13 protein-coding genes are annotated in these 23267 nt (G+C 34.8%); 11 read left to right on the top strand and 2 right to left on the bottom strand.

The window, feature by feature from the left end; genetic code table 11:
• The first annotated feature begins 21 nt into the window (after positions 1-21).
• The 11 genes from SLW70_RS14350 (at position 22) to SLW70_RS14300 (ending at position 17561) form a co-directional block, all read left to right on the top strand.
• Complete coding sequence (locus SLW70_RS14350; protein WP_320889302.1) at positions 22-2568, top strand: glycoside hydrolase family 2 TIM barrel-domain containing protein; 2547 nt, start codon at positions 22-24, stop codon at positions 2566-2568.
• 123 nt (positions 2569-2691) lie between these two features.
• A complete protein-coding gene (locus tag SLW70_RS14345; protein WP_320889301.1) occupies positions 2692-4488 on the top strand; it encodes an alkaline phosphatase D family protein in 1797 nt (598 codons plus the stop codon).
• Positions 4489-4510: 22 nt separating this feature from the next.
• Complete coding sequence (locus tag SLW70_RS14340) at positions 4511-5797, top strand: beta-porphyranase D (protein ID WP_320889300.1); 1287 nt, start codon at positions 4511-4513, stop codon at positions 5795-5797.
• A gap of 39 nt (positions 5798-5836) precedes the next feature.
• Positions 5837-7324: an arylsulfatase gene (locus SLW70_RS14335; protein WP_320891802.1), complete on the top strand. Its 1488-nt coding sequence runs from the start codon at positions 5837-5839 to the stop codon at positions 7322-7324.
• 4 nt (positions 7325-7328) lie between these two features.
• Positions 7329-9695 (top strand): glycoside hydrolase family 3 N-terminal domain-containing protein, encoded by a 2367-nt coding sequence (locus SLW70_RS14330; protein WP_320889299.1) that lies wholly within the window; start codon positions 7329-7331, stop codon positions 9693-9695.
• Positions 9696-10029: 334 nt separating this feature from the next.
• Positions 10030-11448 (top strand): sulfatase-like hydrolase/transferase, encoded by a 1419-nt coding sequence (locus SLW70_RS14325; RefSeq protein ID WP_320889298.1) that lies wholly within the window; start codon positions 10030-10032, stop codon positions 11446-11448.
• A 147-nt stretch (positions 11449-11595) separates the two neighbouring features.
• A complete protein-coding gene (locus tag SLW70_RS14320; protein WP_320889296.1) occupies positions 11596-12879 on the top strand; it encodes an MFS transporter in 1284 nt (427 codons plus the stop codon).
• A gap of 19 nt (positions 12880-12898) precedes the next feature.
• Positions 12899-14056, top strand: a complete 1158-nt coding sequence (locus SLW70_RS14315; protein WP_320889294.1) for a mandelate racemase/muconate lactonizing enzyme family protein — start codon at positions 12899-12901, stop codon at positions 14054-14056.
• Between the two features lie 37 nt (positions 14057-14093).
• Complete coding sequence (locus SLW70_RS14310) at positions 14094-15098, top strand: sugar kinase (protein ID WP_320889293.1); 1005 nt, start codon at positions 14094-14096, stop codon at positions 15096-15098.
• Positions 15095-15730 carry a bifunctional 4-hydroxy-2-oxoglutarate aldolase/2-dehydro-3-deoxy-phosphogluconate aldolase gene (locus tag SLW70_RS14305; protein ID WP_320889291.1) on the top strand — a complete coding sequence of 212 codons (636 nt, stop codon included), beginning with the start codon at positions 15095-15097 and terminating at the stop codon, positions 15728-15730. Before SLW70_RS14310 ends, SLW70_RS14305 begins: the two co-directional genes overlap by 4 nt.
• 442 nt (positions 15731-16172) lie before the next feature.
• The gene (locus SLW70_RS14300) at positions 16173-17561 is read left to right on the top strand and encodes a family 43 glycosylhydrolase (RefSeq protein WP_320889290.1); all 1389 of its coding nucleotides are present in this window, start codon (positions 16173-16175) and stop codon (positions 17559-17561) included.
• 185 nt (positions 17562-17746) lie between these two features.
• Here SLW70_RS14300 and SLW70_RS14295 read toward each other — a convergent pair whose 3' ends face one another.
• Both SLW70_RS14295 and SLW70_RS14290 read right to left on the bottom strand, forming a co-directional pair.
• Positions 17747-21961, bottom strand: a complete 4215-nt coding sequence (locus SLW70_RS14295; RefSeq protein ID WP_320889288.1) for a two-component regulator propeller domain-containing protein — start codon at positions 21959-21961, stop codon at positions 17747-17749.
• 106 nt (positions 21962-22067) lie between these two features.
• Entirely contained in the window at positions 22068-23150 is a 1083-nt protein-coding gene (locus tag SLW70_RS14290; RefSeq protein WP_320889287.1) for a LacI family DNA-binding transcriptional regulator, read from the bottom strand.
• Between the last annotated feature and the right edge of the window lie 117 nt (positions 23151-23267).

The following is a 23267-nucleotide window of genomic DNA, read 5'->3' as shown; positions in this document are numbered from 1 at the left end:
TCCTCAAAATGTAATTTAAGAATGATGCAAAATATTAAAACAAAACGAATTGCCTTTTTGCTATTATTAGCCTTGTTTGCTAATGTGACAATGGTAGCACAAGAACAAAGAGAACAAGACTTTAATTTCGATTGGAAGTTTCAATTGCAAAAAGATACTAAAATCGCAACAAAGCTTCCGCTAAATGACGCCGATTGGCGTGAGGTTCGTTTGCCACACGATTGGAGTGTCGAATTCTCTTTTGATAAAACCAAAGAAGGTGCAACGGGTTATTTAGATGGAGGAGTAGCTTGGTACCAAAAACATTTTTCGATTCCCAAATCCGACAGTGGTAAAAAAGTGTACATCCTTTTTGATGGGGTGTACAATAATGCCAAATTTTGGTTAAACGGAAAACTATTGGGTGAAAACCCTTATGGTTATTCGCCTACCTATTTTGATTTAACACCTTTTTTGACAAAAGATGGAAGTCCTAACGTAATTTCAGTACACGTAGATCACTCGCGTTATGCGGACAACCGCTGGTATTCAGGTAGCGGAATTTATAGAAATGTCAAATTGATTACGACAAATAAACTTCACATTCCTGTTTGGGGAACTTTTGTAACCACTCCAGAGGTTAGTAAAGAAAAAGCAAAAGTACAATTGAAAGTAAAGGTAGCAAACGACTTTTCGGCTTCGAATACTTTTGAATTAGCTACCAAAATCATCGACGAAAAAGGAGCGGTTGTAGCACAGCAAAACAATTCTTTAAAAATAAAAGGAAATACAAACACAGAGTTTACACAACTTTTTGCCGTTGCAAATCCAAAGCTTTGGGATATAGAAACGCCTACTCGATACAAAGCCATTACAACGCTTTCTTCAAAAGGAAAAGTGGTGGATCAATATACAACACCATTCGGGATTCGTAAAATTGAATTTAAGGCGGGTGAAGGTTTCTTTTTGAATGGAAAATCAACCTATATGAAAGGAATTTGTATTCATCATGACGGAGGTTTGGTAGGAGCAGCAGTGCCAGAAGGAGTGTGGCGCAGACGATTGACTTTGTTAAAAGAATGTGGCGTTAATGCCATTAGAACTTCGCACAATCCTTTTTCAGAGGAATTCTTGAACCTTTGTGACGAAATGGGGTTCTTGGTTCAAAATGAATTGTTTGACGAATTTGATTTGCCTAAAGATAAAAGACAAAATTACCATGACAGACACGATGATTATATCACTCGTGGCTATACGGAACATTTTCAAAAATGGGGAAAAAGCGATTTGACTCGTACGCTGTTGCGTGACCGCAATCATCCAAGTGTGGTACAATGGAGTATTGGTAACGAAATTGAATGGACGTATTTGCATTACCGTTATATTTCTGGTTTTTGGAAAGATGAAAATAACCCTCAAAATGCAGGAGACTATTGGGGAAGTTTGCCGATGTATTCACCAGAGGAGTTGAAGAAAAGATACGACGGATGGGACAAAGGCAAATACATTTTGACTGAAACAGCGCAAAGACTGAACAAATGGGTAAAAGAATTAGATGATACCCGACCTACAACGGCCAATTTGATTTTGCCACAAGTAAGTCATGTGAGTGGCTATGCTGATGCGGTGGATATTGCGGGTTATAGTTATAGAAATGTCATCATTCCATGGGCACAAAAACATTTTCCTACCAAACAAGTAACTATTAATGAGTGTCCAGGAACTTGGGACGATTGGAAGCAAGTGTTAGAAAATCAAGGTGTCTTTAGTATGTTTATGTGGACGGGAATTGATTATTTAGGTGAAGCACATAATGATTGGCCACAAAAAGGATGGGATGGTGATCTACTGGATTTTGCAGGCTTCAAAAAACAAGGATGGAATTATTTTAAAAGTCTTTGGGTCAACACACCTAATATCGCCATAGGAACTACACTAGTCAAAGACTCGGAGTTCAAAGTGGATGAATTGAGTGGTAAACTCATTCAGACTTCAAAAAAAGAATTGAAATGGAACAATAGCAGAGCCAATTTCCATTGGAATTATTCCCCAGGCGAAATGGTAATTGTAGAGGTAAGTTCTAATCTTGCACAAGTAGAATTGTTCTTAAACGGACGTTCGTTAGGGGTAAGAAGCATGTCTGAATGTCCGGATCGTATTTTCCGTTGGGCAGTGCCTTACCAAGCGGGTACCTTGACAGCCAAAGCAGGATTTGATGGAGCTGAAGTAAAAGCCGAATTAAAAACGACTTCGGAACCTGTTAAAATTCGTTTGACGACTGACCAAACGCAGTTAAAAGCCGATGGTTATGATGTGGCTCATGTCATTGCGCAATTAGTAGATAAGGACGGAAATGAAGTCACTACTTCTGAAGCAAAACTGACTTTTGATGTAAAAGGAGAGGTTAAAGTTTTAGGTGTAGATAATGGTTGGAATAAAAGTATTCAGGATTATCAAACGAATACAGTAGAGACACATAATGGTCATGCTTTACTCTTAATTCAATCCCTACGAAAAGGTAGCAATGTCTCCGTAAATGTTACTGCCAAAGGTTTAAAAAGTAATGCAATTGCAATAGAAATAAAATAAGGTAGAACCATTTAGAAAAAGGAACTAAATGTTCTTATGATTATATTAGTGTAGCCAAAACGCAATGGGTTTTGGTTACACTTATTTTCGTTTTCAATATCAGTTGATAAAATCATTTTAGTTATGAAAAAAATTATTGTATTTGTTTTTATTATTCTCAGCTATTTTTCTTTCGCACAAAAAAAGAATGTACTGGAAATTACCAGAAATCAAACACCTAGTGACCGAATTTGTTTTGCACTTTATACGGTGCATAACAACATTGTAAAGTTGACGGCTCAGTTTTATCCTATCAAGGATTACGAACCTTTTAGAGCGGTACTCCAAATAAAAAAAGGAGCAGATTGGGAAACCGTTCAGGAATCAGAAATTGAATATCCTGGATATACTGCTCATTTCAGAATCGAAAAATGGGATGATTCTCAGGAGGCAACTTACCGTGTTGTACACAATAACAAAGCTTTTTATGAAGGAACAATTCAAAAAAATCCAATCCATAAAAAGGAGATTACAATGGCTGCTTTTTCCTGTTGGTCATTGTATGAAAGACATGGCGGGCAAATTCCTGCTACTGATATTGTAGATAATTTAAAAAAATTAAAACCAGATGTACTATTCTTCTCAGGAGATCAGGCGTATGACCATAGCGAACATTATAAATATTGGTTAAAGTTTGGAGAATCTTTTGGAGACATCATTCGCAATACACCAACTATTTGTATGGTTGATGATCATGATGTGGGTCAAGGAAATATTTGGGGTGATGGCGGAAGAAAATCTGCCACTCGCGATGGGGACGAAGGCGGTTATTATATGCCTGTTTCCTATATAAAAGAAGTTGAAAGAGCGCAAACCAGCCATTTGCCAGACCCTTACGACCCAACACCTATTGAGCAAGGAATAGGAGTTTATTATACCCAAATGACTTGGGGAGGCATTAGTTTTGCCATCATTGAAGATCGAAAATTCAAATCGGGACCCAAAAGAGTTTTAGAAAAAAAACACTATTCTGATACTAGAGATATGAACGTTGAAGGTGCAAGTTTGTTAGGCCAAAGACAGCTAGATTTTCTGGAAGACTGGACTACTAAGTGGAAAGATGCCGAGATGAAAGCCGTTTTGTCACAAACCATCTTTACGAATTTAGCTACTCATTCACCTACAATTGATAAAAAACAAGGATACAGTACCGATTCCAATGGCTGGCCACAAGCAGGGAGAAACAAAGCTTTGAGTGTGATTAGAAAAAGTTATTCCTGTATGATAGCAGGTGACCAACATCTAGGTTCAGTCGTACAACATGGTATTGAAGACTGGAATAATGCAGGCTATTCTTTTGCAGTACCGGCTGCTGCCAATTTTTGGATGCGTTGGTGGAATCCTGAAGAAAAAGGAAAGAATCATATCAAAGGAATGCCAGATTATACAGGGGAATACGAAGATGCTTTCCATAACAAAATGACAGTTCACGCCGTGGCAAATCCTACGCATAAGGACAATACACCAAGAGAAGATTTGTTAAAAGGAAGAGCCGCTGGATACGGAATCATTAAATTCAATAAGGAAAAAAGAGAAACCACTTTTGAATGTTGGGAACGTAATGTGGATATGTTTGCACCAGGAAGTAAACCTTATAATGGCTGGCCAGTAACTTTTTCGCAGCTGGATAATTTTAAAATAAAAGACGGTTTTGAATTACCAATCATCAAAATAAATCAAGCCAATCAAGTGGTAACAGTACGAAATTATTATACCAGCGAAGTGATTTTATCTTTGAGAATTAAAGGAAATCAGTTCCAACCTAAGGTAATGCAATCGGGTAAATATACGATTGAGGTAGGAGAAGGAAAAAACATAAAACGTTTCTACGAAATAGATGCGGTAAAGAAAAATAAAGAAGTACTCCAAGTATCACTTTAACTATAAATAGAATAGAAAAAATATGATAAAGCTTGCAAAAATAATAATGGGATTAGTTGCATTTGGTAATGTAGTGGCAGGATATTCTCAAACCGTATCTTCAGGGCCACCAGAACCTCCTTTAGGAAAAAGATGGGTAGTAAATCCTGATTTCTCAGATGAATTCAACGGAACGCAATTGGATACCACCAAATGGTATGACCATCATCCTACTTGGAAAGGAAGAGAGCCTGGTATCTTTTTGTCTTCTCAAGTTTCGGTCAAAGATGGTTTTCTTCAAATTAAAGGGGAGAAACTGAAAAAAGACACCATTGTTAAAGCGTATGGAAAAGAGTCGATTTACAACATAGCTGGCGGTGCTGTAGTGTCAAAGAAATCAGTACTTTTTGGGTATTATGAAACCAAAGTGAAAGCGGCGGCTACATCCATGTCTACTACTTTTTGGTTCTCAACGAATGGTACTAAAAAAGGGGCTAAAGACTGTGATAATTATGGTTTAGAATGGGATATTCATGAGTCTATAGGGAGAGATGGTAATTTTAGTGGTAGTTATTTTGCCCATGGTATGCACTCCAATTCACACTATTGGTACACGGATTGCAACAAAGAAAAACACGATTACCGCGCTGCAGCTGTTAATTTTAATAACCCTGAAGTTTCTTCTGCTAGATTCCATGTATATGGTGGTTGGTGGCGTGATGAGCAAAATGCTAGTTATTATTACAACAATAGCGAACCCAAACATCAAAAGTTTTATGATAAAATAAGCGACAAACCCTTTGACAGACCGATGCATATGCGTTTAGTATCCGAAACCTATCCTTTTCCGTGGATTGAATTGCCAACAGATGAAGAATTGGCTGACCCTACTAAAAATGTGGTTTATTATGATTGGGTACGTGGGTATAAATTAGTCGATGTGACTGATGCTAATAAAGATGCTATTCATGACCCGTCGGTGAAACTTTTTGATGAAACCATCCTTTTCCACTCAGCTACTATTGATTTACCAGCATCTAATGTTTTAAAAATACCGTTGGCTTATAAAGCCCTCGAAGACCGTGAAATTTTTCTAAAATTATCAGATGCAGATGGAAAGAAAATCACTGAAACGAAGTGGGTTGCTTATGCCGGTTATGCTCATTTAGAATATGAATTGAAATTGGATAAGCCAATTGAAGTTAACAAAGGCTATTCGTTGATGGCAAAAATTCGTCCACTGAATGTAGCTAAGCCTAAAGATATTGATATGAGTACCTTGATAATTAATGTAACAGAGAATAAAACAACTAAGAATAAAAAGAAGTAAATGATGAAATTAAGAAAGCTAGCAATTTGTTTGTCGGTAATGGGAATGATTAGTTTTCCAATTTGGGCACAAAAAAAGAATACTAAAAAACCAAATATTGTGATTGTCTATTTGGATGATTTAGGATACGGTGATTTGAGCTCGTATGGCGCTACTGAAATTAAAACGCCTAATATGGATGTATTGGCCAAGGGAGGAATTAAATTCACCAATGGCTATGCTACCTCTGCTACTTGTACTCCTAGCCGTTATGGATTATTGACTGGAGTGTATCCGTGGCGCAATGACGATGCTAAGATTTTACCAGGCTCAGCCCCATTGATTATTTCAACCCAACAAGAAACTTTGCCAAAAATGTTGAAGCGAGCGGGCTATCAAACAGCCGTAGTAGGTAAATGGCATTTAGGATTAGGAGTGGGAGAAACCGATTGGAACAAAACTATTTCTCCAGGAGCAAATGAGGTAGGTTTTGATGAATCGTATATTTTGGCAGCCACACAAGACCGTGTTCCTACTGTGTATATTGATAACGGTCGTGTAGATAATCTAGACCCTAAGGATCCTATTTTTGTAAGTTATAAAAAGAACTTTGAGGGACAACCTACAGGAGTTGACAATCCAGAATTAACTACGATGAAATGGAGTCACGGTCACAATCAAAGTATTGTAAACGGTATTCCGAGAATAGGTTATATGAAGGGTGGAGAAGCTGCAAAATGGACAGATACCGATATGGCAGACCATTTTTTAATCAAAGCTAAAAACTATGTTCGCGAGCACAAAAGCAAACCATTTTTCTTGTATTATGCTTTGCAACAACCGCATGTACCGCGCACACCACATCCTCGTTTTGTAGGTAAATCAGGAATGGGACCTCGTGGAGATGCTATTTTGGAAGCTGATTGGTGTATTGGTGAATTCATGAAAACTTTAAAAGAAGAAGGAATTTTAGAGAATACGTTAATTGTTTTTTCAAGTGATAATGGCCCTGTTCTTGACGATGGCTACCATGATGAGGCTGTTGAAAAATTAGGAAAGCATACGCCAGCAGGTAAATTGCGTGGGGGTAAATATAGTTTGTTTGAAGCAGGAACACGCGTACCATTTATGGTGTATTGGAAAGGAACTATCAAGCCTCAAGTATCAGACGCTTTAGTGTGTCAAATGGATTTATTGGCCTCTTTTGCTTCTATGTTGGGAGTAAAAGCGAGTATGGGTGATAGCCAGAACACAATTAATACTTTTTTAGGAAAAGATAAAAAAGGCCGTCAAAACTTGGTTACCGAAGCAGGCTCTAAAACAGCTTTCAGAACGGGAGACTGGATTATGATTCCACCTTATAAAGGAAAAGCGATGAACGAGCAAACGCACACTGAATTAGGAATTGATACCCAATTTCAGCTGTATAATTTGAAAACGGATATCGGTCAAAAAAACAACCAAGCGGCTGCTAATCCTAAATTGGTCAACAGTTTTTTTGAGCAATATAAAAAAATAGTAGGAGACAAATACACACCTATAAAATAAAGTGATGAATTTTAAAACATTGCTAATTGGATTCTCTTTCGGCTTTAGTGTTTTGCTAAATGCTCAGGCACGAAAGACAGTTCCCTATTCAACACCCGAAATAGATGCTAAAGTAGAAGCCCTCATGAGCAAAATGACCATGGAGGAAAAATTAGCACAAATTGTTGGAACTCGTTTGAAAGAAATTATGGTCGATGGAAAAGTTTCTTTACAAAAATGTAGAGAACAAATTCCGTATGGAATAGGTCATTTTTGTCAATTTTCATCAGGATTAACATTAGAACCTGAAAAATTAAGGGATTTGGTTCGTGAGGTACAGCATTATTTAATGACAGAAACCAAGACTAAAATCCCCGCAATATTTCATGAAGAAGCCATTACGGGTTTTGCTACACAAGGAGCCACCACCTTTCCGCAACAGATAGGTGTGGGTTGTTCTTGGAACCCAGATATAGTTCAAAATAATTCAGCATCAACGGCTCGAACCATGCGTGCTGCGGGAGCGACTTTTGCTTTATCGCCCATGTTAGATTTAAGTAGAACAGCCCATTGGAACAGATTAGAAGAAAGTTATGGTGAAGATGCCTATTTGACTTCAAAAATGGGGGTTGCCTTTGTAAAAGGCTTGCAAGGAGATGATTTTAAAACTGGTGTTGCGGCAACGGTCAAACATTTTGCGGGTTATGGTACTTTTAACAATAGTGAAAAAGAATTATACGAAGAATATTTAATGCCACATGAAGCCTGTATCAAAATAGCAGGTGCCAAGAGCGTTATGCCTTCTTATGGTAAATACAAAGCTTTGCCGGTAGTAGCAAGTCCGATTATGCTTGACCAAATGTTACGCAAAGAAATAGGTTTTGATGGATTGGTAGTGAGTGATTATTTTGCGGTTTCCAAAACGTATAAAGGATACAAGCAAGCACCATCTGAAATGGTGGCAGGAGCTATGGCCATTAATGCTGGAGTTGATATTGAACTTTCTTCTCCTATTGCTTATCCTTTATTACCTGAAGCGCTTAAAAACGGTGAAGTTTCAATAGAAACTATCAATCAAGCTGTAAAAAGAGCGCTTATCATGAAAGCCAAGTTAGGTTTATTAGATGAAAATCCCATCATTGGAACCGAAGGGACATTAGATTTTGATCCGCCTGCCAATAGAAAATTGGCTTATGAAACTGCGGCTCAATCTATTGTACTGTTAAAAAACAATGGTGTTTTACCTTTGAAAAAAGGAGTCAAGAAAATTGCATTACTAGGGCCTAATGCGGCTACTTATCAATGCTTGTTAGGAGATTATACCTATCAGTCTATGATTTCTTTTTGGCACAGTACAGCGTTTGATCCTACCAATCCTAAGTTAATTACATTAAAAGAAGGGTTAGAGAATAAAGTAGCAAAAGATGTTCAAATTTTTCATGAAAGAGGTTGTGATTGGAGTGCGGCATTAGAATCAAAAATTGATAATAGTGGTTTAGGTGATGATCGTTTGAGCAAGTTAAAATTATTAAGCATCAAAGGACTTCCGCAGCCGGATTTACAAAATGCCTTAAAAATAGCGACAGAAAGCGATGTGATTATTGCGGCTATGGGCGAAAACTTGTATTTATGTGGCGAAGGAAGGGAACGAAAAGGAATTCGTTTACCAGGTGAGCAGGAAGCGTTTGTTGAAAAATTAATTGCTACGGGTAAGCCTGTGATTTTGGTTATGTTTGGTGGTCGTCAACAACTGGTAAGCAAATTTGAAGACAAATGTGCTGCCATCGTTCAAGCTTGGTTTCCAGGGGAAGAAGGCGGGAACGCATTGGCTGATATTTTGGTTGGAAATGTAAATCCATCAGCTAAATTATGTGTGACCTATCCTCGTACCGAATCTCGTGACGAAATTAATTATAAAAATGGGTACGAAGAGGCTTCTTTGGTACAATATCCATTTGGTTACGGACTGTCATACACAAACTATGAATATTCGAAATTTAAAATAAAATCAGCTGTTAAGATTACCGATGATCGTTTTGCCATTGCTGTAAATGTTAAAAACACAGGAGAACGTGCTGGGGACGAAATTGTGCAATTGTATGTTTCGCCAGTGGATAAAGCATCAACCCAAAAACCGATACAATTAAAGGGTTTTGAGCGTGTGGCTTTAAAAGCAGGCGAAGAGAAAACTGTAATATTTCATGTATCTCCGCAACAATTGGTGCAGTATAAAAATGAAAAATGGATTGTTGAAGCAGGAAAATACGAATTCAAAATTGGCGCTTCCTCCACAGACATTCGTCAAAAAGGGATTATTGAATTTAAAGGAAAGGACTTGATTTTAGAGCATGGAAGGGAAGTTTTTTTTACTGAAAATGAAGTGAAAAACTAAAGCTTATTTTAAAGATTGATTCAGTGCTATTATCAATATATTGGTCCCAAAAATAGTTAAAACTGTACACTTTAGGGCATTTCGCTTTAGCTACTAAAAGTATTTTACCACAAATTACACAAATTCCCATAAATATATTTGTGTTAATTCGTGTAATTTGTGGTTTAAAAAATGCATTCTTTAGCCTCGCAGACTTTAAGTCTACTAATAAAATCTATGAACTTTCAGTCCATAGTGGTTTAGTAGATTAGATGATTTTATTTGGACTAATCGGAATTTGTCTAGTTTTTACGAAGGGTCACGCCCAAATTAAATGATTAAAATTAACTGATTAATGAAACAAACTAAGAACCTTTTTTTATTAATGATTGTTTTTTTATTGGCATTTTCACCAATAAAAATAACAGCACAAAAAAAAGCGCCTAAAACAAATATCATTTTCCTTTTTGCTGATGATGCTGGGTATAATGATTTTGGATTTCAAGGCAGTAAGTATTTTTCGACTCCTAATTTAGATAAGCTAGCCACCGAAGGAATGGTTTTTAAAGAAGCTTATACAACTGATTCTGTATGTGGACCTTCGAGAGCGGGTTTGTTAACAGGGATGTACCAACAGCGTTTTGGTATTGAAGAAAACAATGTGCCAGGCTATATGAGCGAATCCTCACGATTGAATGATGACGAAATGGGATTGCCGTTACCTATAAAAACCATTGCCGATTACTTGAATCCATTGGGTTATAAGTCTATTGTTTTAGGGAAATGGCATTTGGGGAATGCCGATAGATACCACCCTTTGAAGAGAGGTTTTGATGAGTTTTACGGTTTTAGAGGAGGCGCTAGAAGTTTTTGGACTTTGACAGAAACCGAAGCCAAACAAAGACCAGAAGATAGATTGGAGCAAGGTTTTGGGAATTATGCAGAACCACAAAAATATATCACCGATGATTTTGCAGACAAAGCCTGTGAGTTTATGGAACGCAACAAGAAAAATCCATTTTTTATGTATGTTTCTTTTAATGCCGTGCATTCGCCATTGCATACTACCGAGGAAGATATGGCTAAAATTAAACATCTAACAGGGAAACGGAAGCAATTGGCAGCTATGACACTTGCCTTAGACCGTGCTTGTGGGCAAATTTTAGACAAACTAAAAAAGCTAGGTTTAGAGAAAAATACGCTGATTGTTTTTGGGAATGATAATGGTGGGCCTGATGTTACCGAAACTTCTAATTACCCATTGAGTGGTTGTAAATCGACTTTATTAGAAGGAGGAATTCGAGTACCATTTATCATGAAATTACCCTCGGTTATTAAAGCTGGAACGACTTATGATAAGTCGATAAGCATGTTGGATATGACACCTACTTTTATCAATCTGGCAGGAGGAAACGCTGCTCAAATTAAGGCATTAGATGGTGTTGATTTAATGCCTTTTATCACCCATAAAAACACTGAAGCTCCTCATCAAAGATTGTTTTGGAAAATAGCCAATAGAGGCGTAGTTCGGGAAGGCGATTGGAAATTGTTGCGTTATCCTGATAGACCTGCTGAGTTGTATAATATTACTCAAGACGTAGGAGAGAAAAACGATTTGGCTACTCAATATCCAGAAAAAGTGAGAGCCTTGTATAAAACCTTATTTGACTGGGAAGCGGGATTAGAACGTCCTTTATGGATGTTAAAAACCATTTATGAAGTGAATGCTGTGCATCGCACAGATGAAAAAAGAGATCCAGTGATTGATAAATAAAATAGAATTTTTATGATTTTTGGTAAAGCTTTAACTAACATATCTTTATAAACGAAACAACTTAGAATTTTTATAAGATCAATTGAAAACAATTAAAATTTAAACATAAGAATCTTATTAATTACAAATACTTTTAGACATACTTAAATGACAACAAAACCAACTACAAAACAACGATATAAAATTCTTATGATGGTTTTTATAACCGTTGTAATAAATTATTTAGATAGGAGTAATATTTCTGTAGCTGCTTTTGCAATTGCTGACGATCTTGATTTAAATTCGGTACAAATGGGATTAGTTTTTTCTGCTTTTGCATGGACTTATGCAGGATTACAAATACCTGGAGGAATATTGGTTGACAAAATTAAGGCTAGATTTTTGTATTCTTTAATGCTAGTTTTGTGGTCATTTGCAACTTTATTACAAGGTTTTGTTAATTCTTTTTCGATGTTAATAGGTTTACGAGCTAGCGTAGGAATTTTTGAAGCACCTTCTTACCCAACTAATAATTCAATAGTAACTAAATGGTTTCCCGAAAAAGAACGTGCAAGTGCTATTGGCATCTATACTTCAGGACAATATATTGGTTTAGCTTTTTTAACTCCTTTATTAGTTACTATTCAAAACTATATGGGATGGAGGGGTTTATTTATCGTTTCAGGTGTAATAGGTTTAATTTGGGGTATTATTTGGTTTAAAATTTATCGTGATCCAGAAGATTCAAGAAAAGTAAGTGAGTCTGAATTAGAATATATAAATCAAGACAACAAAAATTATTCAAATGAAATCAAATTGAAAAAAAAATTTGAATGGAATGATTTAAAACATGCTTTTATATACCGAAAGTTATGGGGTTTATATATAGGTCAATTTTGTTTAGGAGCTACCGCTATTTTTTTTCTAACTTGGTTTCCAACCTATTTGGTTAAATACAGAGGTCTTGATTTTTTACAATCTGGTTTTTTAGCTTCGATACCTTTTTTAGCTGCTTTTTCCGGAGTTATTTTAGCGGGTTTTACTTCTGATTTTTTAATAAAAAAAGGATATTCAAACGAATTTTCAAGAAAAATGCCCATAATTTTTGGAATGTTGCTATCCACCTTTATTATCGGTGCAAATTATACAGACAATACTTTTTTCGTGATTTTATTTTTATCCTTGGCTTTTTTTGGCAATGGATTAGCAAGTATTACTTGGATTTTTATTTCATTAATGGCTCCGAAGAGATTAATAGGACTAACTGGAGGTGTTTTTAACTTAATTGGAGGATTGTCATCTGTAGTGATACCTGTATCAATTGGTTTTTTAGTTAAAGATGGAGACTTTAAACCTGCGTTGTTTTTTATTGGAGGTTTAGCATTAATAGGCTTGCTATCCTATGTATTCTTAGTAGGAGATATAAAACGAATAGAAATTGATGAAAACTAATTTTATTTTTTTTTAAAATATGAAAATAACAAATATTAAAACCTATCCAATAAATGTTGGTACAGGAACCCAACTAGTAATTAAAATAGAAACAGATGCTACGATTTATGGTTGGGGGGCTTCAGGATTATCAGGTAGAGAACTGGCTGTAATTGGAGCTATTGAACATTTTAAACCACTATTAATAGGAAAAGATCCAAATCAAATAGGAGCAATTTGGCAAGATTTATATAGAGGTCAATATTTTGAGGGAGGGAGAGTTTTAACTGCTGCCATTTCTGCCATTGATATCGCTTTGTATGATATAAAAGGCAAGTATTTGGGGATTCCTGTTTATGAATTATTAGGAGGAAAACAAAGAGATTTTGTAGAATGTTTTGCCTCAGTACGTTTTTCAACATTAGATGAATTACTGAGACTTTCAAAAGGGTTAGTAAATGAAGGATGGAATATGTTACGATTAGCTCCTGCTGAATTTGAAGAACAAACCGATAAAACAATTTTTGAACCAAGGGAATCCATAGCTACTATTGCAGATTGGGTTACAAAATTGAGACAAGAAATTGGACCTAAAATTACTATCGGAATTGATTACCACACTCGTCTGACATTACCAGAAACATATTCTTTTATAAATAGAATGCCTACTGGAACGATTGATTTTATTGAAGAACCTATAAGGGATGAAAACCCAGAAGCTTATGAAGCTTTAAGGAAACTTATTAATGTACCTTTTGCAATTGGGGAAGAGTTTTCTAGTAAATGGCAGTTTTTACCATTTTTAGAACGTAATATAGCACAATATGCACGTGTTGATGTATGTAATGTGGGTGGACTAACAGAAGCTATGAAAGTGGCATCTTTGGCGGAGGCACATTATATTGATTTGATGCCGCATAATCCTTTAGGACCTATTTGTACTGCAGCTACGATACATTTGGCAGCTGCTTGTCCTAATTTTAGTTGGTTAGAAGAAGTAAATACAGGAGCACACGTATTAACTAATGACCCTAAATTTTATCCTGTACAACCTAAACTAGAAGGTACAAGATATAAAATTCTTGATTCTCCTGGCTTAGGGGTTGAATTCAATGAAGAATATGCAAAAAGCCTCTCTTTTAGACCTACTGAAATTCCTCGATTAAGACGTAAGGATGGTTCTTTTACCAATTGGTAATATTGCCTAATTAAATAGTAAAAATTAAAAAAAAAATATGAGTTTTATAACTTTTGGTGAAATAATGGTTCGTTTTACACCTATTAAACAGGGTGAAAAAATATATTCATCCCGCTCATTTGATCTCAATTTCGCTGGTTCCGAATCAAATGTAGCCACCTCATTGTCTATGTTACATAACAAAGTGAGTTTTGTTACTAAATTGCCTGAAAACCAATTGGGAGACGCTGCAATAAACGCTATCAAAGGTTACGGAATAAATGCCCATAATATTATTAGAGGTGATGGAAGGATCGGCACCTACTTTATAGAAATAGGTTCTTCCATACGACCATCAAGTGTTATTTATGATCGAGCCCACTCATCTTTTAGTCAAATCGAAAAAGGCGAATTTGATTGGGAGGATATTTTAAAAGATAAAGAATGGTTGTTTTTATCAGGAATAACAGCATCACTTTCGAATCAATGTGCTCTTGAATCTATTGCCATTACTAAAATAGCCAAAAAGCTAGGGGTTAAAGTTTGTTTTGATATGAATTACAGACGTACTTTATGGAAAAGTGTTACAGATGCAAGGAATATTTTTGATCAAATTATTGAAAATACAGATATTTTGTTTGGAAATTTAGGTGTTTTGAAAGATGTATATCAAATGGATTATTCGGATAATTCTATTGAAGAAACTGTTGAATCCATGACTAAAGTGCAGCAAAAATTTGGAGTTAGTAAAATCGCTTTTACAGTTCGAGATCATATATCTGCAAGTGAAAATAAATTAACAGGTATTATTGTTTCAGGTACTAACCATTACATATCACAAACATTTAATGTGTTAATAACGGATAGGTTTGGAACAGGAGATGCTTTTGCTGCTGCTTGTATGCATGGGCTAAATGCTGGTTGGAACTATCAAAAAACAATCGAGTTCGCCGCCTCTGCTTTTGCTTTAAAGCATACCATTCAAGGTGATCAACATACAAGTACCGAAAAAGAAATATTATCAATAATGGAAGGTAACACTTCAGGACATGTTTTACGATGAATAGACAAGAAATAATCAAAATCATAAGGAAAGAAAAGCTAGTTGCAATACTAAGAACCAAGAATCAAGAGATAATTGAACTTGTTTTAGAAACAGTAATTTCAGAAGGAATTAAAGTACTTGAAATAACGTCTAATACTCCAGGATATTTAGCGGCAATATCAAAAGCTCGTAAAAGTTATCCTGACGTTTTGATAGGTGCTGGAACTGTTATCAATACTAAAATAGCTGAAAAAGTAATTCAAGCTGGAGCTCAATTTTTAGTGACCCCAAATGTTAACCTAGAGGTGATAAGAGTAGCTCATCAAAATAATATACCAGTTATAATGGGAGCTCTTACTCCAACCGAAATTTGCGAAGCTCATGAAAATGGTGCTGATATTGTAAAGTTATTTCCTGCCGGCAATTTAGGAATTGAATATTTTAATGCGATAAAGGGACCATTAGATAATATACATTATTTTGCTGTTGGTGGCGTTGAATTTTCTGATGCTAGAAAATGGTTTGATGCTGGTGTAGAAGGGATTGGTTACGGATGTCTTATGAAAAACCCGGAGAACGGTGCCATTGATATTGAAGAAACTAGAAAAATAGCTCGAAATTACGTAAAACTTGTAAAGGAAAACTCATGAATATAGCATAAGTAAGAGTAATTATTATTTATCTACCAACTCTTTTTTTTCGCAAATGCAAGTAGGTGGGGATAAGAAAATAATATTGTTTATCTTGTTCAGAAATAACCTACAGAATATCTAGCGAATCTTTCTTTCTGCAAATTTAATCTTATTCATATCATTATCTATTTATTGCTAAATATAAAAAAGAATTCAATAAGCATATAAGTAATTGAAATTGTACGGTCGCGATTTAACCAAATTATTTAAGTAGATACAATTTCGTTAAAAACCATGTATGACTGTTATTTTTTTTGACTCAAACTTTGATTTTAGATGAATTGACCTAGAATAAAACATATATTATACTTATAAATGAATATGTTTTATACAAATTCGATTTAAACTTATATTATTGTTGGACTAAAATTTAATATTTCAATTACAAATAAAGAGCAGAATGATTTTTTTTAAAAACTATACACTAGTAGTACTAGGATTAATTACCCACAGTATTGTGGCACAAATAGGAGTGAAACACGGTAAAGATGATCATCGTAGCAGTTGGGGAATCAATCCTAACGCACTTCATGTGGATGTCATTGCTCCTGAACACGGAATGGCCGACCCTCATGCTTGGGTACAAAACGATACCGTTTATGTGATTTGTGGGCATGATGAATCGTGGGAAGGCAAAGGCTCTTTTAGAATGGATCGTTGGGAGGTTTGGTCTTCGGGCGATTTAAAAAATTGGAAACACCGTAGAAATATTTATCCCTCCCAAACCTACATTGGCAATCAGCCGAATTGCTGGGCAGGAGATATAACGGAACGGGATGGAAAATTTTATTGGTTTTTTTCCAACAGAAACAAAGATACAGGTGTCATGGTGGCTGACCATGCAACTGGGGAATACAAGGATTTGTTAGGAAAGCCTCTATTGCCTGAAGGGATTGTTCCAGTACATCCCTATGATCCTGAGGTTTTTGTAGAAAACGATGTTTATACCATTTGTTTTGGAGCAGGAACCTACTATATGGCTACTTTATCTAAGGATATGAAATCGTTGGCAACAGAACCCAAAGCAATTATTATTCAGGATGAAAAGGGACAAAGGATGAATACAGAAGATAAGTCAACGTTATTCAAACGCAATGGTTATTATTATTTAGTGTTTGGAAGTAGGTATGCGATGTCTAAGAATTTATATGGCCCCTATGAATTTAAAGGCGCTTTCTTAAAAGGCGGACATACTAGTTTTTTTGAATGGAAAAATCAATTGTATGTGCTACAAGAAAACCATGATATTAGTGCGTTTTACAGAGGAGCAAGTTTAAAACCTGTTTTTTTTAACAAAGACGAAACTATTATTATTCCTAAAGAAGATCGAATGTATCCTTCTCCTGGCAGGCCTTTTGAATTTAAAAACAGTACCATGGGGTGGAGTGCTTTAGGAGGTACAGCAATTTCATTTAAGGATGGGAAATTAATTGGAAAAATTACAGCCAAAGAGGCAATTGTTCAAAGTGCGCCATGGTTATACACTGAAACAGCATCATGTTCAAAAATAACCATTAAAATAAAAAACAACAGCAAAGCCAAGGAATTAAAACTAGCGCTTTATACCCGTAATCGTTCTGCTAATTTTTGGTCTACAGGAACAGGACAAATAGATTGGAGTAAACAAGAATGGATTTCAGTTCCTATAACAGCCCAAGATACAAAGTTCAAAACCTACACGATTGACTTATCGAAATTTCATCAAATTAACGAAAGATTGATGCAAGTAGGTTTGCAATTGAGCGCTGAAAAAGGAAATTGGGAAATTGATGAAGTGTTGGTAGAATAAGTTTATTTTGCAAAAAAAAAAAGATTAATGCTGTGATGCATTGAAAAATAGAATATCCCTAAAACTTATTGAAATTTATTTCAGTAAGCTTTAGGGATATTTTTTGTTTGTAATGTTTTTGATTGCTTTTATTGACCAAGAGCAAAGAAGAGTTCTTGTCAAGATAGAAAACAAAACAAGACAATTTATTCGGTATCCTCCTCCTTTGAATCGATTTCGTTTGATTCATTTAAATCGGACTCATCCATTTCCTCTTCTCGTAAATATTTACTAGGAATCACTCCAAATTGTTTTTTGAAGCATTTTGAAAAGTAGGAAGCGGTATTAAAACCAGTCATATACATAATTTCTTTGACAGAAAGATCGCTTTGTTCTAATAATTGCATCGCTCTTTTTAAACGAATGTTTCGAATAAATTCACTCGAAGATAAACCTGTAAGTTCTTTAATTTTTAAGTACAAATTGCTTCGGCTCAAAGCCATTTCTTTGACCATCAATTCCACGCTAAACTCGGTATTCATCATGTGTTTTTCAACCACTTCAATTGCTTTTTGTAAAAAGCGTTCGTCAGCTGAGGTTACCGTAACTTCATTTGGTTGTAAGGTCGTTTCTCTGTTGAATTTTCGTCGCAAATCTTCTCTGTATTTGAGAATGTTTTTGAGTTTCAATTCTAATAATTCCATATCAAATGGTTTACGAATGTAGCCATCGGCACCATTTTTTAAACCTTCTTTTTCCCATTCTGTAGATGTTTTTGCAGTAAGCATCACAATTGGAATATGACTGGTCTCAGAAGTGGTTTTGAGTTTTTCACACATTTCAATTCCATCCATAATAGGCATAAAAATGTCTGTCAAAATAATATTCGGCATTAATTTATTTGCCAACTCCAAACCTCGTTGTCCATTTTCGGCTTCATAGATATCATATTGTTTTTCCAATCCATTTTTAATTAAAATGCGAATATCAGGATTATCCTCAACGATTAATAAAACAGGTAATTTAGATCTTGATTTGTGTTCGTTTTGATCTACAATTTCATCCAATACTTCGACGGCATGTGTCTCAGCATTTAATTCGGTAGTGAAAACATTATTTTCTGTTTCACCTCCAAAAGTGATTCCATTGATATTTTCATAGGCACCTTTGTTTTTAGGCAACCAAATAAAGAAGGAAGCACCTCGTTTTTTGTTATTAGTAACTTCGATCTGGCCTTGATGTAATTCGACTAATTTTTTAGTAAAATCCAAACCAATTCCTGTTCCTTGCGTATTCACTTTTCGATAATCTTTATCGACATAAAAACGTTCAAAAATAAATTTTAATCGGTGCGGCGGAATTCCTAAACCAGAATCTTTTACTTTGATGATGATGTAATCGGATGGATTTGCATTAATTTCCATATCAGAAACAATAGTATGGTCTTTACCATCCAATATTTCCACAGTAATTTTTCCTCCTTCAGAAGTAAATTTGAATGCATTAGAAAGTAAATTATTCATAATTTTTTCTAGTGCATCAGTGTCAAACCATAGTATAGGGTTTTCAATTTTTGAATTGATTTTAAAGTCAATATTTTTTTTATGGCTCAAAAACTGAAAGGGTTCGCCAACTAATTTCAAGAATTCCAAAAGGTTGCTTTTCCAAACGATCAAATCCAGTTTCCCCTTGTCCATCTTGCGGAAATCTAACAATTGATTTACCAATCGCAATAGGTAATCAATGTTTTTATGCATGATTCCATATTGTTCGTTGACTTTCTCTGTTGAAATCGTACCACTATTTTTTTGCAAATATTCTAAAGGCCCTTTTATTAAAGTTAAAGGGGTTCTGAATTCATGAGAAATATTGGTAAAAAATTCTAATTTCAAACGATGCATTTCATCGTGTTTTTCTTTTTCAAATACTTCTAATTCCAATTGATGTTTTTTGGCAGAACGAATAATTTCAAACCTTCTAAGTGCCATTAAAAAACCTATAAATACTATAAAATATATAAAATAGGCAAAATTTGTTCTCCAAAACGGAGGAACAACTGTGATTTTTATTGATGCGGGCGTTTCATTCCAGACCCCATCATTGTTAGAGGATTTAACCAATAAAGTATAGGTTCCAGGCGCTAAATTGGTATATGTAGCCAACCTGTTTTTGTAGGAAGTATAAATCCAATCGTCGTTAAACCCTTCTAATTTATACGCATAACCATTTTTTCTAGGGGCAGTATAATTCAAGGATGAAAATTCCACAGAAAAGCTATTTTCACTATACAATAATTCTATTTCATCAATAGTATTAATGGATTGATTTAAAATAACTCTGCCGTTAAATTCTTCCCCTATTGCGATAGGTTTGTTGAAAATTGAGAAAGAAGTGAAAACTGTTTTGGGTTTCACTAAGTTGTCTTTAATTTGATTAGGATAAAAAGTGTTAAAACCATTTATTCCACCAAAAAGTAATTCTCCATTTGTTCTCTTGAGATAGGCTAATTCACTAAATTCATTACTTTGTAAGCCATCATTAACATCATAGTTTTTGAATTTTTCAGATTTGATAGTAAAGCGAGAAAGTCCCTTATTAGTGGATAGCCAGAGATTACCATAACTATCTTCTAAAATACCTTTGATTACATTGTTTGGAAGTCCGTCTTTCTCAGAATAAGATTTAAAACTTTCCTCTTTTCCAATTTTAGCAGGGATTAATTTGTTTAGTCCACCTCCAAAGGTTCCTATCCATAAATCCCCATAGCGACTCTCATGAATGGCCAAAATATAATTATGACTTAAACTGGATGGATCATTAGTCTTGTTTTTGAAAATTTCAAAATTAGGATTGTTTTTCCTTATCTGGTGTGCAGGTAGTTTATTGAGTCCATCTGCTGTCCCAAACCAGATATTTCCTTTGCTGTCTTCGTATATAGAACGTATGATGTTGTTCGAGATACTTGTTGGTCGATTGCTATTTTGATATAGAATATCTTTTTTGTAAACTCCAGTTGTTTCCGTTGCCAACCATCGCTGAACACCGCCATTGTAGGTTCCTATCCAAACATTTTTCTTAGAATCTACTAAAATGGAAAAGACACTATGGTCTATTTGTTTTATATTTTTAATTTGAGCTTTTGATATTGAATTGGGATGGGTAATATCTAATTCGTATAATCCGTTAGTTCCTTCGGCACCAATAAGTAATTTTTTAGAATTGCCTTCTTTTACTTCTGCTAAGGCAAATATCTTAAGTGTGGAAAGTAAATTAGTAAAATCAACATATTTTTGTCCTTTTTTAATATAATTCAGACCTCCTCCTTCAGTACCAATCCACATATATTGATTACTATCTTCAAAAATACAACGTACTTTATCGTTAGAAAGACTTGATGGGTTAAGCGTTTTTTTGATATGTTTAAATCTCTTAACGTTGGGATTGAATTTGTTGACACCTCCACCATTTACACCAATCCAAAGTATGCCCCCTTTATCTAAAAACAATGATTTAACATCACTTTTACTTAAACCTAGTTCTGGATTTTTAGGGTCATAACTATATTTTTTGATCAGATAAGGCAGTTTTAAAGTAGAAGCATTTTCAAAACGATACAATCCATTTGAACTCCCTGCCCACAAATATCCTTTGGTAGAGAGTAAGCAGGTAAAAATTTCATTACTAATTAAATCAACAGCTATCTTGTTGTTTTTTGAAGATATGATAAACAAACCGTTATGAGCTCCGATAATCAGTCTGCCAAATTCATCTTCAGCGATACTTCTGACAGAGATGTTAATTAGTCCTGTGTGCTCAAAATAGTTTTCTCCTTGTCTGTTTTTTACTAGTTTAAATAAACCAAACTTACTGCCAACCCAAATGTTATTTTTACTATCTTCAAATATACTATTGACGTTACTACCATCCCATGAATTTATATGTTGTTTTAGATTAATTTCATAATGATTAAAAACAGCGTTTTTTATAGGTTTGTTTAAATCAAGCATGTCAATTCCTTTAGGAGTACCTATCCATAATCTGTTTTTTTTATCTTTATATAAAGCGCTAATAGTATTACTGACAACACTCAAGTTATTACCAACTTCATTTTTAAAATGAGTAAATGTTTCTGTTTTTTTATCAAAAAAATTCAGTCCACCACCAGTAGTTCCAATCCATAAATTATTATGCTGGTCTTCAACAATTTTCCAGACTAAGTTACTACTGATACTTTTTTTATCGTTTAAATCAGGTTTATAAACAGAAAAATTATAACCATCATATTTATTAAGACCATCATGAGTTCCAAACCACATAAAACCTTGTTTGTCTTGATAGATGGTATTGATATCGCTTTGAGACAAACCGTTATCGGTATTTAGATGTATGAAGCTGTTTTCTTCTTGTGCACTAAGCTGCATAGCAAAAAACAATAAAAAAAATGTTTTAAGTAGGGTGGAACAAGAGTAGGAGCGGGTTGGGTTAGTTAGTTTAGGCATTCTATAGTGGTATTAAATTTGGTTTTTCTTATAGTACATTTTTATTAGAGGATTCTCTAATAATCAATTCAGGAGTTAAAATTATTTTATTCAAACTCGTTTTCTTTTTCGGATTTTTCATTCTTTCCAAAAATGCTTCAGCGGCTAATTTTCCAATTTGGTTACTATGTTGATTGATGGTAGAAATAGAAGGCTTAACCAATGAAGTGAAAGGTTCGTCACTAAATCCCACCAAAGCTATTTCTTCTGGAACTTTTATGCTTTCTTCAAGTAGGACCTGCAAAGCTCCTAGTGCAGCATAATCCCCAGCGGCATAAACCGCATCAGGTCGCTCAGGCAACGCTAATAATTCTTTCATTATTCTCCTACCATCTTCCACACGTAAATTACTTTCAATAATCATTTCCTCGTGGATGGGCAGTCTTGCTTTTTCCATAGCGTCTCTAAATCCTATAATCCTGTCTTTATAGATGCGAGTATGGTTAAAACCCGCAATATGGGCTATTTTTTGGCAATTTTGACTCACTAAATGTTCTACAATCAAATGGCTACTTTTATAATCATCAATCCCTACATAGTCCACCTTAAGTTCGTCCTCACCTCTATCAAACAAGATTAAGGTGACTCCTTTGGATTTTATTTTTTCGTAATATTCTAAATTGATGGTCTCATTAGCCATCGAGGCAATAATGCCATCCACCTGAATTCCTAATAGAGAGTCAATGCTTTGACATTCTTTTTTATACAATTCGTTGGATTGTGTCATTAGCATATTATAGCCATTTGCATTCAAGACATCTTCCATCTCTTGAACCACTGACGAAAAGAAATTACTATTTACTCGCGGAATGATTACCCCTACTAAATTGCTTTTTCCTTTGCGTAAGGCACTCGATAAATAGTTAGGTTGATAATCCAATTCAATAGCCATTTGTCGCACCGCCTCTTTGGTTTTATCACTAATTCGAGGATGATCACTTAACGCTTTTGACACCGCTGAAGGAGTCAAGTCCAAAGCATTAGCAATATCTTTTATGGTTGATTTTTTTTTAATTTCCAATTTCTTTCTATATTTGTTCAATCGTTTGAACAAATATAGATTCTTTTTCATTAAAAACAAAATATCAGATTACAATAAGAAAACAACGGAAACCTAAACGAATACAGGATTTTACGAATAAATACTAATTTAAAGATTTGCTAAAATCTTTTATTTTTCAAAAACTGT

It is taken from the genome of Flavobacterium sp. NG2 (genome assembly GCF_034119845.1).
GTDB lineage: Bacteria > Bacteroidota > Bacteroidia > Flavobacteriales > Flavobacteriaceae > Flavobacterium.
Note: the sequence above shows the minus strand (reverse complement) of the source record. Positions and strands in the feature narration are given on the sequence as shown.

Excerpts from the sequence above, each read along its gene's own strand:
- SLW70_RS14330 (WP_320889299.1), top strand. The coding sequence starts at position 7,329 with ATGAATTTTAAAACATTGCTAATTGGATTCTCTTTCGGCTTTAGTGTT.
- SLW70_RS14325 (WP_320889298.1), top strand. The coding sequence starts at position 10,030 with ATGAAACAAACTAAGAACCTTTTTTTATTAATGATTGTTTTTTTATTG.
- SLW70_RS14340 (WP_320889300.1), top strand. The coding sequence starts at position 4,511 with ATGATAAAGCTTGCAAAAATAATAATGGGATTAGTTGCATTTGGTAAT.
- SLW70_RS14300 (WP_320889290.1), top strand. The coding sequence starts at position 16,173 with ATGATTTTTTTTAAAAACTATACACTAGTAGTACTAGGATTAATTACC.
- SLW70_RS14315 (WP_320889294.1), top strand. The coding sequence starts at position 12,899 with ATGAAAATAACAAATATTAAAACCTATCCAATAAATGTTGGTACAGGA.
- SLW70_RS14290 (WP_320889287.1), bottom strand. The coding sequence starts at position 23,150 with ATGAAAAAGAATCTATATTTGTTCAAACGATTGAACAAATATAGAAAG.
- SLW70_RS14305 (WP_320889291.1), top strand. The coding sequence starts at position 15,095 with ATGAATAGACAAGAAATAATCAAAATCATAAGGAAAGAAAAGCTAGTT.
- SLW70_RS14345 (WP_320889301.1), top strand. The coding sequence starts at position 2,692 with ATGAAAAAAATTATTGTATTTGTTTTTATTATTCTCAGCTATTTTTCT.
- SLW70_RS14350 (WP_320889302.1), top strand. The coding sequence starts at position 22 with ATGATGCAAAATATTAAAACAAAACGAATTGCCTTTTTGCTATTATTA.
- SLW70_RS14310 (WP_320889293.1), top strand. The coding sequence starts at position 14,094 with ATGAGTTTTATAACTTTTGGTGAAATAATGGTTCGTTTTACACCTATT.
- SLW70_RS14295 (WP_320889288.1), bottom strand. The coding sequence starts at position 21,961 with ATGCAGCTTAGTGCACAAGAAGAAAACAGCTTCATACATCTAAATACC.
- SLW70_RS14335 (WP_320891802.1), top strand. The coding sequence starts at position 5,837 with ATGGGAATGATTAGTTTTCCAATTTGGGCACAAAAAAAGAATACTAAA.
- SLW70_RS14320 (WP_320889296.1), top strand. The coding sequence starts at position 11,596 with ATGACAACAAAACCAACTACAAAACAACGATATAAAATTCTTATGATG.